Annotated in this window: 11 protein-coding genes; 7 read left to right on the top strand and 4 right to left on the bottom strand. The window is 65.4% G+C overall.

Going from position 1 to position 16,094, the window contains the following annotated elements:
- Nucleotides 1-92 precede the first annotated feature (92 nt).
- Together ACIPVK_RS11210 and ACIPVK_RS11205 are read left to right on the top strand one after the other, a co-directional pair.
- Complete coding sequence (locus ACIPVK_RS11210; RefSeq protein WP_407612059.1) at nt 93-1,508, top strand: DUF222 domain-containing protein; 1,416 nt, start codon at nt 93-95, stop codon at nt 1,506-1,508.
- Between the two features lie 149 nt (nt 1,509-1,657).
- On the top strand, nt 1,658-2,236 hold the full coding sequence (locus tag ACIPVK_RS11205; protein ID WP_407612058.1) for an antibiotic biosynthesis monooxygenase: 579 nt from the start codon (nt 1,658-1,660) through the stop codon (nt 2,234-2,236).
- Nucleotides 2,237-2,317: 81 nt separating this feature from the next.
- Here the strand turns inward: ACIPVK_RS11205 and ACIPVK_RS11200 are convergent, their stop codons facing one another.
- From ACIPVK_RS11200 to ACIPVK_RS11190, 3 genes are all read right to left on the bottom strand, one after another.
- Nucleotides 2,318-3,301: a diaminopimelate dehydrogenase gene (locus ACIPVK_RS11200; RefSeq protein WP_407612057.1), complete on the bottom strand. Its 984-nt coding sequence runs from the start codon at nt 3,299-3,301 to the stop codon at nt 2,318-2,320.
- A 126-nt stretch (nt 3,302-3,427) separates the two neighbouring features.
- Entirely contained in the window at nt 3,428-3,910 is a 483-nt protein-coding gene (locus tag ACIPVK_RS11195) for a glutathione peroxidase (RefSeq protein ID WP_407612056.1), read from the bottom strand.
- Nucleotides 3,911-4,094: 184 nt separating this feature from the next.
- Nucleotides 4,095-6,503: a hypothetical protein gene (locus tag ACIPVK_RS11190; protein WP_407612055.1), complete on the bottom strand. Its 2,409-nt coding sequence runs from the start codon at nt 6,501-6,503 to the stop codon at nt 4,095-4,097.
- Nucleotides 6,504-7,164: 661 nt separating this feature from the next.
- Between ACIPVK_RS11190 and ACIPVK_RS11185 the strand changes: the two genes are divergently transcribed.
- Nucleotides 7,165-7,956 carry a carbon-nitrogen hydrolase family protein gene (locus ACIPVK_RS11185; RefSeq protein ID WP_407612054.1) on the top strand — a complete coding sequence of 264 codons (792 nt, stop codon included), beginning with the start codon at nt 7,165-7,167 and terminating at the stop codon, nt 7,954-7,956.
- Nucleotides 7,957-7,968: 12 nt separating this feature from the next.
- Here the strand turns inward: ACIPVK_RS11185 and ACIPVK_RS11180 are convergent, their stop codons facing one another.
- Nucleotides 7,969-9,594: a PucR family transcriptional regulator gene (locus tag ACIPVK_RS11180; protein WP_407612053.1), complete on the bottom strand. Its 1,626-nt coding sequence runs from the start codon at nt 9,592-9,594 to the stop codon at nt 7,969-7,971.
- Between the two features lie 102 nt (nt 9,595-9,696).
- Between ACIPVK_RS11180 and ACIPVK_RS11175 the strand changes: the two genes are divergently transcribed.
- From ACIPVK_RS11175 to ACIPVK_RS11160, 4 genes are all read left to right on the top strand, one after another.
- Nucleotides 9,697-11,178, top strand: coding sequence for an APC family permease (locus ACIPVK_RS11175; RefSeq protein ID WP_407612052.1), 1,482 nt, complete (start codon nt 9,697-9,699; stop codon nt 11,176-11,178).
- 51 nt (nt 11,179-11,229) lie between these two features.
- Nucleotides 11,230-12,936 (top strand): flavin monoamine oxidase family protein, encoded by a 1,707-nt coding sequence (locus ACIPVK_RS11170; protein ID WP_407612051.1) that lies wholly within the window; start codon nt 11,230-11,232, stop codon nt 12,934-12,936.
- 139 nt (nt 12,937-13,075) lie between these two features.
- Nucleotides 13,076-14,830 carry an FMN-binding glutamate synthase family protein gene (locus tag ACIPVK_RS11165; RefSeq protein WP_407612050.1) on the top strand — a complete coding sequence of 585 codons (1,755 nt, stop codon included), beginning with the start codon at nt 13,076-13,078 and terminating at the stop codon, nt 14,828-14,830.
- Nucleotides 14,831-14,881: 51 nt separating this feature from the next.
- Entirely contained in the window at nt 14,882-16,078 is a 1,197-nt protein-coding gene (locus tag ACIPVK_RS11160) for an MFS transporter (RefSeq protein ID WP_407612049.1), read from the top strand.
- Nucleotides 16,079-16,094: the final 16 nt, after the last annotated feature.

Below are 16,094 nucleotides of genomic sequence, written 5' to 3'. Positions count from 1 at the left end.
CTGGCGGATGCCAGCCACGTCGGTTGGAATCTTTTTACTATAGATTTAGTTGTCAAATTCAAACTGTCGTAGCTTGGTTCTAGAATTGAAGCATGGCAACGGCGTCATCGAGAAGCAACGGCAACCCCATTCGCGGGGCCGCCGTGACGCTTGGCGGAGAAGCGCTCACCTACGATTCGCTGGTACTGGCCGGAGTGGACCTGGACGCGCTGGTGTCCGAGCATGTGGCCCGCACCGGGGTAGACGGGATCCGCTGTATGGCCTCGGCCGTGAACGGCGCCCCGCTACAAGAAGGAACCCATCAGGCCATTGAGTCCTTGGGTGCGCTCGAAGCCATGAAGTCGGCTATCTGGGCCAAGCAATCTGCGCAGGCCGTGGCCTTCGAGGACGCGGTGATCGCAGAGCGGCTGGAAGCAGGGACTCGAAAGGACAATCCCGCGTGGGGAATCCGCGGCGAGATCGGATTGGCTTTGCATCTTTCCCCGTCAAGCGGGGCAAGCTTCATGAACAGCTCGCGGCTCCTGATCGATGACCTGCCGAGCACCGCCAACGGCCTGCGGGCGGGACTGATCACCTTCGAGCAGGCATTGGTGGTGGTTTCCGGAGTGCGGGACTTGAGGATCGAAAACCGGCAGCTGATTGATGCGCTGCTGTGGAACGGGCAGCAATCTTGTTTCTCGGCCGGAACCGCCATGCTGAGGCATCGGATCCATTGCTGGGCGCTTGCCCTCGAGCCCAAAGCCGCCGCGAACCTAGAAGATCTTGCCATCAGGAACCGCTACTTCGACGGCTACCAGATCGACGACTACACCGTGAAAATCAGCGGCAGATTCCCCTTGGAACAGGGACTTCCGATACTGCAGGCAGTGCGCAACGCCGTGGACGCGCCGCGTGGCGCCGAGGATGACCGAACGCGTGCCCAAGTCGCCGCAGACACCGCATTCGAGGTGTTTTCGGGAACCAAGGCCGGCGATAGCCTTCCCGTGGAACTCCTGCTGGTGATGAACGCGGAGAACCTGACCGAAGAAGCCGAGCATCCGGTGTTGGTCCCGGGCCATGGCTACCTCAGTGCAGCCAAGGGTCTCGAAATCCTTGCCGGGAGCCTCGACAACCCCCTCGATACCTGGCTTCGGAACCTTTACGTGGCTCCGGAAACCGGGAAGTTGGTGGCGATGGAATCCGCCGGACGGCTTTTCACCGGACAGCTCAAGAAGTTCATCAAGGTCCGCGACCAATATTGCCGGACCCCCTATTGCAATGGCAGGATCCAGGAACTTGACCACGTGGTGCAGGTGAGCCGGAACGGAAAAACCACCGAAGAGAATTCCTCGGGACGCTGTAAACGCTGCAATATGACCAAGGAAGCGCCAGGCTGGAGGGAAACCCCCTTGCCCGGCGCTGGCCGGCATGTCTTCGAGATCACCACCCCCAGCAACCACGCCTACATCTCCATGGCACCGGCTCCGATTAATGGAACCGGCCCCCAGTCGCCGCCCAAGCGGCTATAGACGCACGCTTCCACAACCACTTCCAGGAACGGAAGCCAATACCGGGAACACGCAAGTGCTCCCGGCATATCTGTGGGCCAGGGCCATTCGAATCAATGAAATTGTCCTTGGATTCGTGACGTGGGCCGCGAGGGGAATAGATTATGGAAATGCCACAAGCTACCCCCATCACCGTATCGATAACCCGGACGGTACTTCCAGAACACCACCGACGCTTCAACGCTTGGGTCCAGGCCGGGCAGGAACTGGCCCGCGAGTGGGACGGATACCTCGGCTCCGGATGGATCCGCACCGCACCGGACTCCAACGAATGGCACGTCCTGTACCGGTTTTCCTCTGCCAAGGCGCTGGCCGCCTGGGACGAATCCGCCGAACGCCGCTGGTGGATCGACAGCGCCGCGGAACTGGTGGAAATCACCAAGGTGGAACACCGCACCGGGATCGAGGGCTGGTTCGAGCAGCCCGGGGACACCAGCCTCACGATTCCCGAGACCGTGGTGCCCCCGCGCTGGAAACAGGCGGTCAGCATCTTCCTGCCGTTCTTCCCGCTGAGCCTGCTGTCCAACGTGCTGCTGCTGCCGCTGCTGCGGGATTGGCCGCTGGTGTTCGCTGTGTTGCTGAACATCTGCATCCTGACCCCGCTGATGACCTACATCTTCCTGCCGGTGACCACCCAATTGCTGCGGCCCTGGCTGCAGAAGCCGCGCAGGGGGAAACCGCGAAGGTAGCAGCTCCCAAGACGGCGGACCCGTGGGGGTGCGGACCGGATCGGTCCGAACCCGCACGCCCGTGGACGCCGGCGACGCCGGTTACAGCAATTCGGCGCGCAACTGCTCCGGGGACTTCGGGGAGAGCAGGCCCGGGGCCACGTCAAACACGGTCTTCGCGCCGATCTGGCCGGCCTGGTTCATCTTGTGCACCGCGCGGGCATAGGCCACCAGTACGCTGGAAGTGAACTCCGGGTTCGATTGCAGGGACAGCGAGTACTCGATGACCTGCGCGTGGGCGTCGGTGGTGTTGCCGCTGCGGAAAACGAAACCGCCGTGCGGCATGGAGGAGTGCTCGGAGGACAAGGTGGCGGCGTCGATGAAATTCACCGTGGTGTCGTACTGGTCGAAATAGTGCTCCATGGTCACGATAGATTCGCGCACAACCTCGGCGTCCGCGCCTTCCTCAAGCACCACGAAGCAATCGCGCACATGCTTGTCGCGGGTTTCCAGGGTCGGGCGCTCGCCGGCGCGGACCTTGGCGATGGCCTCGGTGCTGGGAATCGTGTACTGCACGCCGCCTGCCACGCCGGGGACCCGGCGGATGGCATCGGAATGTCCCTGGCTCAGCCCACGGCCCCAGAACGTGTAGGTTTCCCCGTCGGGAAGCAGCGCCTCGCCGTAGACGCGGTTGATGGAGAACATGCCCGGATCCCAGCCGGCCGAGATCAGCGCGGTCTTGCCCGCCGCGGTGGCCGGGGCATCGACGGCCGCGAAGTGCTCGGGGATCTTGGCGTGGGTATCGAAGCTGTCCACGGTATTGAACAGAGCGGCCAATGCCGGGCCCTGCTCGGGCAGGTCCGACTTGGAGCCGCCGCACAAGATCAACACGTCGATGTCCTGGGTGTGCTTGGGCAGCTCGTCCATGTGGAAGGCGGACGCTCCGCCGGGCAGTGACAGGGCTGCCGGGTCCCGGCGGGTGTAGACGCCCACTAGTTCCATGTCGGGGTTCTTGGCGATCGCGGCCTGCACTCCGCGCCCCAGGTTTCCGTAACCGGCAATGCCAATGCGGATTGTTGCTCCCACGAATTTCCTCACTTCAAAGTTGTTTTAAGAGAACTTCCACGCTAGCCGAGCCCGAGGCCGAACACCTAGACGGTTGCGGTGGGAGCAACGGACGCCGAAGCAGCCGGGCACCTGCGGGGTCTTCCCCTAACCGGGCAGATTGGCTTCGATCGCGCGAATGATCTGCGGGTCATCGGGCTCGGTCTGGGGCCGGAAACGCATGGTCTCGCCGGAAGGCAACAGGAGGAACTTCTCGAAGTTCCAGGTGATGCGTCCTGCCTTCCCCGCGGCGTCCTTTGTCTTCTTCAGTTCGGTGTAGAGCGGGTGTGCGTTCCTGCCGTTGACGCGAACGCGGTCGAAGACCGGAAAGGTGACACCGTAGGAGGTGGAGCAGAATTCCGCGATCGCCTCGTTGCTGCCCAGCTCCTGCAGGAACTGGTTGCTGGGGAAGCCAAGCACGGTGAAGCCGCGCTGCGCGTAGGTGCGCTGCATTGCTTCGAGCTTCGCGTATTGCGGGGTGAGGCCGCAGCGTGAGGCGACGTTCACCACCAGAATGACATTGCCTGCATGTTCCGCGAGGGAAGTTGTCTGTCCCTCCATCGTGGTGATGGGAATGGTATTGATGTCCATGACTGGTACAGCAACGTGGACTATCGAGGCATTCCCGGACCTGTCGGTTTCCCGTCGGCCGCAGCAAGGCAGGTGGCGGAACCGGTTGGAAACGACAAGGGCGCAGCCGGCGCGGACCCCCGGGGGAGGGCCGCACCGGCTGCGCCTGTCGTGTTCATGGCGCAAGCGCCATGTTGGGCGCGGATTAGCCGCGCAGGTGCCGGCGGTTGCGGATCATGATCAGCGCCGGAATCAATAGCAACACCACCGGGATCAGGAGCAACAGCGCGCTGGGGCCACTGCCGATCTTGGACGCCGAGACTGCCCGCGTGCTGGCTTCCAACCGTGAGGTGCCGCTGGCCAGCTGGGTGGAACCCTCGGACAAGGTGGACAGCCCAGTGGCCAGTTGCGAGTTTCCGTCGGCGAGCCTGTTGGCGCCGTCGTCGAGCTTGGCGGCACCGGTGGAGAGGTCCCCGCTGCCCTTGCGCAACGCCTCCAGGCCCAGCCCCAGAGTCTCGGTGCCACCCGCGAGCTTGGCTGCGCCGGCGTCAAGCTCGTCTGCACCGCGGGCGAGCTTGGCGTTGCCTGCCGCCAGCTTGCCGGCCCCGGCCTCGAGCTTGTGCGCGCCTGCCGCCGCCGAGTCGGCGCCTTGCGCCAGGGCAGGGGTCTTGGCTGCCAGCTTGGAGGTTCCTGCCTTCAGCTCGCCGGTTCCGGCGGCCAGCTTGTCGGTTCCGGCCGCAAGCTTCTTGCCGCCGGCCGCCAGTTCGCGGGCGCCCGAGTTGAGCTTGTCGGCCCCGGATTCCAGGGCCGAGGTGCCGTCCGCCAGCTTGGTGCCGCCCGCCGCCAGGGCGTCGGCGCCGGTGGTGAGCTTGCCCGCTCCGTCTTGGAGCGAAGCGGTTCCCTTGGCCAGCGTGCCGGCCCCGGTGCTGAGCTTGGTGGTGCCGGCGGCCAGGGCATCGGTGCCCTCGGCCAATTGGGAGGCCCCGTCGCCGAGGGATCCCAGTCCGACCAGAAGGCCCTTGGCGGAGTCGTTGAACCCGGCATCGAGCTGTCCGAGACCGGCGTTGAGGTTCTTGGCGCCGGCATCGAGGTCGGTGGCTCCGGCCTTCAGCGTGCCGATGCCCTCGCCCAGCGCCTTGGACCCCTCGCTGAGTTTGCCCAGTCCGCCATCGAGCTTGACGGCCCCGGACTTGATGGCCTGAGCCCCGTCGTTCAGTGCGCCTGTTTGGCCAACCAGGTCCTTGGTACCCAGCTTCAGGGAATCCATGCCGCTGGCCAGCTGGCTGCTGCCGGCGGCCAGCTTCGTCGCCCCGGCGGACAGGTTGGTGGTCCCGGCTTGCAGCTTCTCCATTCCGTCGTTGAGGTCCTGGGAACCGGAATGCAGTGCGTTGATCTTTTCCAGCAAGAGGCCGGCGGGCACCGCCGGGTTCGCTTTCACGAACTCCTCAAGATCACCCAGGCCGCTGGATAGGCGTCCGGAGCCGGCCGTCAGGTCCTTCGTTTTGGCATCGGCGTTCTCCAGCCCGTCGGCCAGGCCCGAGGCGCCTTCCTCGACGCCCGCGGAACCCTCCTGTGCCGCAACGATGCCGCCACGCAATTGCGGTGCCGCATCTGCCAGGGTCCTGGTTCCCGCAGCCAGCTTGGAGCTGCCGTCGGCGAGCTGTCCCGAGCCGTCCTTGAGTGTCGCCACGCCTTCGAGCAGTGCGGGGGCCTTGCTTGCCAGTTCCTCGACGCCACCGAGCAACCGGCCGCTGCCGGCCGCAAGGGCATCGGATCCCGCGGCGGCGCTGGAGGTGCCGGCGGCGAGCTTCTGCGCACCGGCATTTGCCGCCTGCGTTCCCGCGGCGAGCTTCTGCGCACCGTCGTTGGCCGCTCCGGCACCCGCCGAGAGCTGCTGTGCGCCGGCCGAGAGGTCCTGCGCGCCGGTGTTGACCTTGCCGGTGCCCAGGCCCAGCTGGGACATGCCCGCCGAGAGCTGAAGAGATCCGTCCTTGAGCGACTGTGCTCCGGCATCCAAGGTGCTGGTGCCCGCGGCGAGTGACCCCGCTCCAGCAGCCAACTTAGATGATCCCGCACTGAGTGCACCTGCACCCACTGTTGCATCCTTGGCTCCGGTGGCCAATCTGCCGGCTCCGGCGTTGAGCTTGCCTGCCGCGGCATCCACGGCATCGGTGCCGGCGGCGATTTTTTGCATGCCCGTGGACAGGTCCGCGGCACCATTGCCGAGCTTGGCCGAACCCGTCACGGCGTCCTGGGCGCCGGCCGAAAGCCTGGATGTCCCGGCGTGCAGCGAAGTCGCGCCATCGCTCAGCTTTCCTGCTCCGCTCGCGGCCTTTTGCGCGCCCGTTGCCAGCTTCTGGGCGCCCTCGGTGAGCGCGCCGGTGCCGGTGGCCAGTTCTGCTGCACCGGCAGCCGCCCCGGTGGATCCGTCTGCGAGCTTGGCAACGCCGTCATTGGCCTTGCCCATGCCGTTGTTGAGGGCAGATGCGCCGGTAGCCACTTGGGAAGAGAACATCGCGTAAAAGGCCACGAAGGCTATGAGGAACAGGCCGAGCAAAACCGTGATGATTGCATGCAGCAGCGTGTGTCGTTTGGCTGCAATATGTGCATTCAACTGGACTCCTTGGGGTCGGAAGTGATGGGCGGTGAAGCGGGCGGCCGCGGCGATTTTGGGCGTACAAAGGTACGCCACTGTCCGTGGCCCGGTGAATCGGGAGGGTCCTGCGGCCGGTATCCGGCTGGACCCAAGGCGGAGCTGTGATCTGGATTACAAAGGGACTAGAACCATTGAACTTACTGCCGGGTAGGTTTGCAAGGGTTTTGAGAAAATAACTTACTCGCGGGTAGGTTATTGACATCCTCAACACCGAATTGGTCGGCTGCCTGGCCTGGCAGGGCAACGAAATTGACGATCGAAGAGGCAAGCCGCCAAGCCTCCGAGTGCCCGCCGGATAATTGCCGGACGCTATCGATCGGAAACGTGGCGTCTGCCGAATCGGGCCGACCTGGTCGGGACGGTGGATGATGCCCCTGATGCTCGCCCGTCCTTGGGCATCATCATTGGCGGCCAGGACCAACGCTACGGTTCGGCGGGGACCGCGGAATCTGGCGAACCCTACGAGTTCTCCGGCCCTGTAGCCGGAAGCAAGCGGGGCGGGCCCGGTTGGTGCGAATCATCCCGGGAATGTCGGGCTGCGGTGCCAAATGGCCACCACGGTCAACAGCGTTGTGACCGTAGGCTGATACCGAGCACTGACCGAGACCTGGAGGAACGTATGCTTTTGGCCGTAATGCAGGCGCAGGCGCACGTATTGGATGACGCCGCGAACCTGGCCACTATCGACAATGCTGCCCAGCGCGCTGCCTCGGCCGGGGCCGATGTGCTGTTGACCCCAGAGCTGTTTGTGGTTGGCTACGCACCTCGCAGGTTGCGAGACGAGCTGGATCCCGCTTTGCTGCCTGCGTTTCACGATGAATTGCGTCGAATTGCTGCCAGGCACTCAATTGCCATCGTCTATTCGCTACCGGCGGTCCGAGAATCCATTTGGGAGATCACTTCAACGTTTGTGGACGAGGACGGAGTCGAGCGAGGCAGATACGTCAAGGTCCACCTGTTCGGGGACGAAGAAAAGGAAGTGTTCAGCCCCGGAAACCGTCCGGCAACCATCATTGACCACCACGGATTGAAGATGGGCATGATCATTTGCTTTGACGTCGAGTTCCCTGAATCGGTGCGTGCGGCAGCTTTGCAAGGTGCACAGCTGCTCCTGGTGCCCACCGCTTTGGGTCGCGGCTACGAGTCGGTGAGCACCACAGTTGTTCCCACGCGCGCATTGGAAAGTCAGCTCTACGTTGCCTACGCCAACCATGCCGGCGTTGAGGACGGCTTTGCATTGGGAGGTGGCAGTGTGGTGGCCGACCCCTTCGGTCGGGTCCTTGCCATGGGTTCCCAGGGCGAGCAACTGCTCTTTGCGCAGATCGATCCGCAAGCGCCGTCCAGGGCCCGCGCCGAGATCCCCTATCTGGACGAGCGTCGCCCTGACCTCTACCGTCACTGGGGCCTCTAGCTCACCCGGGTCTCAGGGCAGGAACCGAAGTGCCAGGAACAGCTCGTGGCGCACCTCTGCCCGGGACAGGTCCATGTCCAGAACCTCACTGATCGAGGCAATGTGCCGTCGCACGGAATTGCGATGGACGTCAATGGCTGCCGCCGTTGCGTCCCATGACCCATTCGCGTCCAACCAGGCCCGCAAGACCTGCAGGTAGAGTTCCCGGCGCTTTGCGGGTAGCTGCAACAAGTTGCCCAGCAGATGAGTCGCCAGCTGACGACCGGCCTCTTGGGGCAACAACGCGGAAAAGGACTGTGGCAACTGGTCCGCACTGAGGCTGCGCCCCTCGTCGAGAAGGCGCGGGACCAATCCGCGGGCCTGCCCCGCCAGCTCGCGCAGGTTCGTGGCCAGCGAAACTCCCTGCCCTTCTCCGTGGCCAGGATCGGCCGGGCGGCTAAATGCCGCCAGATATCCGGCCGCCTCGATGCGATCAAGCAGTTCCCGGTTTGGTTCGCTGCGCGTGATGGCTGCAAACCGCCCCCCGCTGTGAATCACCAGCTTGGTGTCCAAGAGTGAGCGAAGGCGGGTGAGCGCGTGGCTTGGATCTTGGGCCGTCGGCTGGGCGCGGGGGACGGCAACGACGACCCGTGGAGCTCGGCGCAAGGCGCCACCGAGGGAGCTATTGAACAATTCCATGGCTCCGGAATCCAGCGACTCTGCGCCGTCCAGCAACAGGGCCGTGGCCAGCTGCCCGGGAGCAACCGAGCCCAGGACGCGCTGGCGTGCAACCACTTCCAGCAGCCCCAATGCGGTGGACATGAGATTGTGTTCGGCGGCCCCGGGCTGGTGCGCGAAACTCAGCTGGAGCACCCCAAGCAGAGGTGGAACCCGGGCCCCCGAGGTTGACGTTGGCCTGATGGGAAACGCCAAGTGGTGATGTCCTGCGGATTCGCTCACCACCAGCTTGGCGCCCTGCGCAGCCGAGGCCTGTGCCAGGAGGGCCTCGAGCTCCTGGCCTTGGGCGGGTTGGAGACCCGTGGGTGCGGCATAATGGCGTAGCCGACCGCTCTGGTCCAGCAGCTGCACCGCAGCCTTGGCTCGGTGCGCGAGCACCGTGACGATTTCTTGCTCGGGGTGCTCGCTGCCCACGCAACGCATCAGGTGACGATTTGCTTCAGCGTTCTCCCGCAGCAGTCGGGCATTGTCGGCCTCCATGAGCTTGGCGAAGGCGAGCCCGATAGCCGCGAAGGGCAAGGAGGACGGGATCTGCCACAAAGGCAGATCCAATTCGCGGCAGGCGTCGATCACCGTGGGCGGAACAGCGGAGAAGTAGGGATCGAGCCCGAAGCCCAGGGCCGAGACGTTCGCGTCGACGAGCCGGGCAACGAATTGGCGGACTTTGGCGGCATCTGCAGCATGTTCCACGAGGGGGAAGCCGCTGGTGAGAATCAGTTCATGATCAACCAGGTAGGGCGTGGGGTCGTCGATGTCGCTGGGTTCCACCCACCGCAGCGGGCGGTCTCCGGCATCGTGCAGGACGGTGATTCCCGAGGGAAGTTGGCGCAGGAACCGGGCCAGCGTGATGGAGTCCCAGGGCCTGGCGAAGTCGAGGCCCGGGCGAAGTGCGGCCCCGTGATCCGGTGCAATTTGTCCCATGGGAAACAACTTTAGTTCAATTTGGCCCAGCGTGAGAGCGGGGTCACACACTTAGGCTGGAAACCGGCAACTCCCAGAAACCGTTCAAACGAGGATTCGCATATGCAAACCACCATCGAAGCAGCGCGCCGGGCACCGGTCCGCCTGGGGCAGCAGCTCAAGCGACGAAAGTCGATCAGTTCCATGGCCCGGGAAGCCGAGGACAATGCCGGCAACGGCAAGATGCGCCGCAGCTTGGGGCTGGTGCAACTGACCATGATCAGTGTGGGAGCCACCATGGGCACTGGCATCTTGGTGGTCTTGGGCGCCACGGTTCCCGTAGCCGGTCCGGCCATCTGGATCTCCTTTGTCCTGGCCGGGATCACGGCCCTGCTCTCTGCATTCTCCTATGCCGAGATGGCGGGGATGGTGCCGGTCTCAGGCTCCAGCTACTCCTACTCGTACGCCACCATGGGTGAGGGAATAGCCTGGGTCTGCGGCTGGTGCCTGGTCCTGGAGTACGCGGTTTCCGTCGCCGCGGTGGCCGTGGGCGCCGGCGAATACGTCAACGAAGCGCTACGCACATTTGGCATGGAACTTCCCGTGGAACTTGCCGGCGGGCCGAGCGAGGGCGGGGTGGTGAACCTGCCTGCGCTGGTGGTCGTTGTGCTCGCCACGCTGCTCTTGGCGCGCGGAGCCAGGGAATCGGCCATCGTGAACACCGTGGTCGTAATCATCAAGGCCGCCATCCTGGTGTTCTTCTCCATCGTGGCCTTCACCGCCTTCGACGCGGGGAACTTCGAACCGTTGCTGCCGATGGGTGCGGCCGGCGTCACGGGTGCCGCCTCGATTGTCTTCTTCTCCTACATCGGCTTTGACGCAGCCTCGACCGCCGGCGAGGAGGCCACAAATCCCAAGCGCGATTTGCCCCGCGCGATTCTGCTCTCGATGGTCATCGTCACCGTGACCTACGTGCTGGTTGCCGTCTCTGCCATCGGAGCGCGTGACTGGACGTGGTTCGAAGGCACGGAGGCGGCACTCGTGCAGATCATTGGCGAGCTGACCGGACAACCGTGGATTGTGTTGCTCTTCGCGGTCGCCGCCGTGCTGGCCATCGCCTCGGTGGTGCTGACGGTGCTTTACGGCCAAACCCGCATCCTGCTGTCCATGTCCCGCGATGGATTGGTGCCGGCGGTCTTCTCCCGCGTGTCCGCCCGCACGGGAACCCCGGTGGCCGGCACGTTCATCACCGGCGGCATCGTGGCCATCACCGCCGGGTTCATTCCGCTGGGTGCGCTGGCCGAAGCCACGAGCATCGGCACCCTGTTCGCCTTTGCCCTGGTGGGCGTCTCGGTCATCTATCTTCGCCGTCGGCAGCCACTTGCCCAGCGCACGTACAAGGTGCCGCTGTACCCGCTCACCCCGCTGCTGGGAATCGCTGCCTGCCTGTTCTTGATGTTCAACCTCTCCTGGCACACCTGGCTGGTGTTCGGGGTGTGGATGTTGGTCGGTGTGGCGCTCTACCTGGGCTACGGACGCCGCCGGTCCCGGCTTGGGGCACTGAGCAAGCAGCAGTACATTGACACACATGTCGGCGGGCAATAGCCGACTGCGGTCGATGACAGCATTCCGAGAAACAACCGAAGGACCAAGAAGATGACCTCGATTCCGCAGGCCGATGGCACGATCAACATGCTCAATCCCGACTTCCCGTTCAACTACGACCTTTTTCTGCAGCATCCCGCTGGCTTGGGCAGCGTGCCGGAAGAACTCCATGGCACCGAAGTCGCCGTCATCGGCGCGGGCCTGTCGGGCCTGGTGACCGCCTACGAACTGATGAAACTCGGCCTCAAGCCGGTGGTCTACGAGGCCGACCAAATCGGCGGACGGCTGCGCACCGCCAGCTTCTCGTCCGCCCCCGAGGTTACGTGCGATCTGGGCGGCATGCGTTTCCCCGTCTCCAGCAAGGCGCTCTACCACTACATCGACTTGCTGGGCCTGGACACCTTTGACTTCCCCAACCCGTTGGCGGCTCCCACCGACTCGACGGTCATCGAGTTGAAGGGCAAAAAGGTCTACGTGGAGAAGGAAGAGGACCTGCCGCAGTTCTTCCACGAGGTTGCCGAGGCCTGGAAGCGGGCACTGCGCGAGGATGCCAAGTTTGATGAAATGCAGCTGGCCATCAGGTCCCGCGATGCGCACGAAGTGAAACGGATCTGGAACTCGCTGCTGGAAGACTTCGATGAGGAAAGCTTCTACGGATTCATCGCCAACTCAAGGGCCTTCAAGGAAGCGGGCTTCGAACACCGGGAGGCCTTCGGCCAAGTGGGCTTCGGATCCGGTGGCTGGGACACCGACTTCTCGAACTCGATCCTGGAGATCCTGCGAGTGGTTTACACCGACGCGGACGACAACCACCGCGGCATCAGCGGCGGGGCGGCGAAGCTGCCTCACGCCCTATGGAACCACGCACCGGCGAAGATGGCGCACTGGCCCCAGGGCACGACTCTGTCCTCACTGCACTCCGGTGCCCCGCGCGGGGCCGTGGCCAGGATCGGCCGCTCGGAGGCTCCCGGCTTCAACGGTGCCAACGCCATCGAGATCACCGAACGGTTCGGGCGCACCGAGACCTACCCTGCGGTCGTTTCCTCCGTGCAGTCCTGGCTGCTGTCCACCGGTATCGACACCGAGGAATCGCTGTTCCCGGCCGAGCTGTGGACCGCGATCGAACGCTCGCACTACATGCAGTCCTCGAAGACCTTCGTGATGGTGGACCGCCCGTTCTGGAAGGACCGCGACCCGGTGAGCGGTGAATTCCCGATGTCCATGACGCTCACCGACCGGCTGAACCGCGCCACCTACCTGCTGGACAACGGCGAGGACAATCCCGCGGTCATCCTGCTGTCCTACACCTGGAACGACGATGCGCTGAAGTGGCTCTCGCTCTCGGCCGAGCGCCGCATGGAACTGATGCTGCACTCCCTGGCGAAGATCTACCCGGACGTGGACATCCGCAGCCACATCGTCGGACAGCCGATCACGGTGTCCTGGGAAGCCGAGCCGAATTTCATGGGCGCCTTCAAGGCCAACCTGCCCGGCCACTACCGCTACCAGGAACGGTTGTACACGCACTACGACCAGCAGGACCTGGCCGCCGAACACCGCGGGATTTTCCTGACCGGTGACGACGTCTCCTGGACGGCGGGCTGGGCCGAGGGAGCGGTGACCACCGGACTGAACGCGGTGTGGGGAGTGCTGAGGCACCTGGGCGGCGATGACGCGGAGTCGAACCCCGGCCCGGGCCAATTCCTCGCCGAGCTCGGTCCGCTGAAGCTCGAGGACGCCGCGGCCGTGGACGCCTAGGGCGTTTCCCCGTCCCGTCGCCGGCGCCGTGCAGCAGGGGCTGGCGACGGAACGCTGCTCGTGGGAAGGCCCGGGTCCCACCGGCGATTTCGGTGCACGAATGCTGCCGCCGCCCGGCCCGGGGCTATAGGCTCGGCACATGGTGAGATTTCTGATTTTGGCGCTCTTGTCCGTGCTCGGGTTCATCACCATCGTCGCCGCCGCGCTGGGCCCCGGCGGCTGGTGGGTGATCGCCGTGCTGGTAGTCCTCCTGCTGGCGCTCGGGATCCACGACGTCGTGCAGACCAAGCACGCGATCCTGCGGAACTTCCCCGTGCTGGGGCGCATGCGTTTTTTGCTCGAGTCGATCCGCCCCGAGATCCAGCAGTATTTCATCGAGCGCAACACCGATGGGCGGCCCTTCGACCGGGACACCCGTTCCCTGGTCTATGCCCGGGCCAAGGGCGCCGACAGCCACAAGGCCTTCGGGACCGAACGCGACGTCAACGAGGTCGGCTACGAGTACCTGCTGCATTCCACCGCCCCGGTGGAGGTCAGCAAGGACCAGCACCGCGTGCGCATCGGCGGCCCGGATTGCACCCAGCCCTACGACATGTCGCTGATGAACATCTCCTCCATGAGCTTCGGCTCGCTGTCCAAAAACGCCGTGCTGGCCATGAACAAGGGCGCGGCCATGGGCGGCTTCGTCCACGAAACCGGCGAGGGCGGACTGGCCCCGTACCACCTGGAACACGGGGCCGACCTGTTCTGGGAAATCGGTTCCGGCTACTTCGGCTGCCGCGATGCCCAGGGGAACTTCGATCCGGAGATCTTCGCCCTCAAGGCATCCAACGAACATGTCAAGGGCATCACCATCAAGCTCTCCCAGGGCGCCAAGCCGGGACTGGGAGGAGTGCTGCCGGCGGCCAAGATCACCGCGGAGATCGCCGCGACCCGCGGGGTGCCCATGGGCGTCGACTGCATTTCCCCGGCCTCGCACTCGAGCTTCTCCACGCCGCGGGAACTGATGGAATTTGTGGCCCGGCTGCGGAAACTGGCCGACGGCAAGCCCGTGGGCTTCAAGTTCTGCGTGGGATCACGCACCGACGTGCTGGCGATGTGCAAGGCCATGCTGGAAACCGGCACCACCCCGGACTTCATCACCATCGACGGTTCCGAGGGCGGCACCGGGGCTGCGCCGCTGGAATACGAGGACCACGTGGGAACCCCGCTGACCGAGGGGCTGATGCTGGTGCACAACGCGCTGGTCGGGACCGGGCTGCGCAGCCGGATCCGGCTGGGGGCCGCCGGCAAGGTGGCCACCGGGTCCGACGTGGTCAAGCGGCTGATCCAGGGCGCGGACTTCACCTTCAGCGCCCGGGCCATGATGATGGCCACCGGCTGCATCCAGGCGCAGAAGTGCCACACCAACGAGTGTCCGGTCGGGGTTGCCACCCAGGACCCGCGGCTGATGCGAGCGCTGGATGTCACCGACAAGGGCAACCGGGTCTACAACTACCACAAGCTCACGGTGCAGGAAGCCGCGCAGCTGATGGCCTCGATGGGTGTGGCGACGCCGTCGCAGCTGAACACCAGGATGCTGCGCCGCCGCGTCGACCACCTGACAACCCGCAGCTATGCCGGGCTGCACAACTGGCTGGAGCCGGGTGAACTGTTGCGCGAACCTCCACGCGGCTGGGCCCCGGACTGGCTGGAAGCCGACGCGGACACCTTCGGGGAGCACGCCCCGATGCCGTGGCCGACCCCGCGCGAACCCGTCCCCGCGGAGATGACCGTTGCGCCCAAACGGGTGGAACCCAAGGACTCCACCCACCGAACCGTCGAACCCGTGCACCCGAACGCCGAGCGACCCGAGGGCAGACCGGCACCCAAGGCCATGCCACATGGGGGTTAACAACCGTCATCAATGCCGGGCGGCGTTTCGCGGCTCGGAATAATGGCCCCCATGGCCTCCTCCAACTCCGCGCCGGGCATCGGCTTCCCCTCCGTGCTCGCCCACGCCTTCTTCCTGCAGGCGGCGGTGTACCTGGTGCGTCCGGCAACCTCCTACAAGGCCCTGGAACTCGGGGTGGACCCCGGGCTGCTGGGCCTGGTGGTGGCGAGCTTCTCGATCCTGCCGGTCTTGCTGGCCGTGTTCATCGGCCGTGCCGCGGACCGCGGCAGGGAGAAACACATCCTGCTGGCGGGCGCCGCCCTGCTGATCATCGCCGGGGCCGGGCTGCTCTTTGCCGCGCCCTCGCTGCCGGCCCTGCTGGGCTGGAACCTGATCCTGGGCGTGGGGCACCTGATGAGCCTGATCGGGGAACACAGCCGCCTGGCCTCGGCCACGAACCGCAACATGGACCGGGTCTTCGGCTTCTACACCATGGTCACCGCGGTGGCACAGGCAGTGGCCCCGCTGCTGCTCGGGCTATTGGGCGGGGCGGCCGTCGCGCCCGACACCTCGGTGCTGCTGCGGGCCTACATGGTGGGTGCCGGCGGCGTGCTGGCCACCGGCATCCTCATGGCCCGGCACCGCGGGGCCGTACGGGCGACCGGCCCCGCCAAGGCCCAGGTGAAGCTGCGCACCGCGCTGCGCGTCCCTCCGGCGGCCCGCAACACGCTCATCGCGTCCATCGGGCTGAGCATGATGGTGCTGTGCACCATCGACCTGATGCAGGTCTACCTCCCGGCGCTGGCGGTGGAGCGGGGCATCTCCACCCAGGCGGTGGGGATGCTGCTGGCGCTGCGGGCCGCCGCCACGGTGCTTTCGCGGCTGGCCATGGAAAGGCTGGTCCGTTCCGTGGGCAGGGCCCGCCTGCTGCTCGGGTCCACCGGCATCTCCGCGGTGCTGATCGCCCTGCTGGTGCTGCCGCTGCCGACGCCCGCGATGGCCGCGCTGTTGGTGCTGGCCGGGCTGGCCCTGGGCATCGGGCAGCCGCTGAGCATGACCGTGGTGTCGATGACAGCCACCGAGGGCACCCGCGGCACCTGGATGTCGATCCGGCTGCTGGGCAACCGCCTGGGGCAGGCCGTGATCCCGGTGGGGGTCGGCGTCTTCGCCACCGCGCTGGGGGCCGGGGGAGTGTTCCTTGCCCTGGGCGCCACCACGGCCGCGGCGACGCTCGGGGCCATCGTGCCGCTGCGCTCCATGGACGACTGAGCCCGGGACGCGGGTG

It is taken from the genome of Paeniglutamicibacter sp. MACA_103 (assembly GCF_045798555.1).
Lineage (GTDB): Bacteria > Actinomycetota > Actinomycetes > Actinomycetales > Micrococcaceae > Paeniglutamicibacter.
Note: the sequence above shows the minus strand (reverse complement) of the source record. Positions and strands in the feature narration are given on the sequence as shown.

Coding starts and splice junctions, on each gene's coding strand:
- ACIPVK_RS11210 (WP_407612059.1), top strand. CDS start 93: ATGGCAACGGCGTCATCGAGAAGCAACGGCAACCCCATTCGCGGGGCC.
- ACIPVK_RS11205 (WP_407612058.1), top strand. CDS start 1,658: ATGCCACAAGCTACCCCCATCACCGTATCGATAACCCGGACGGTACTT.
- ACIPVK_RS11195 (WP_407612056.1), bottom strand. CDS start 3,910: ATGGACATCAATACCATTCCCATCACCACGATGGAGGGACAGACAACT.
- ACIPVK_RS11185 (WP_407612054.1), top strand. CDS start 7,165: ATGCTTTTGGCCGTAATGCAGGCGCAGGCGCACGTATTGGATGACGCC.
- ACIPVK_RS11180 (WP_407612053.1), bottom strand. CDS start 9,594: ATGGGACAAATTGCACCGGATCACGGGGCCGCACTTCGCCCGGGCCTC.
- ACIPVK_RS11175 (WP_407612052.1), top strand. CDS start 9,697: ATGCAAACCACCATCGAAGCAGCGCGCCGGGCACCGGTCCGCCTGGGG.
- ACIPVK_RS11170 (WP_407612051.1), top strand. CDS start 11,230: ATGACCTCGATTCCGCAGGCCGATGGCACGATCAACATGCTCAATCCC.
- ACIPVK_RS11165 (WP_407612050.1), top strand. CDS start 13,076: ATGGTGAGATTTCTGATTTTGGCGCTCTTGTCCGTGCTCGGGTTCATC.
- ACIPVK_RS11160 (WP_407612049.1), top strand. CDS start 14,882: ATGGCCTCCTCCAACTCCGCGCCGGGCATCGGCTTCCCCTCCGTGCTC.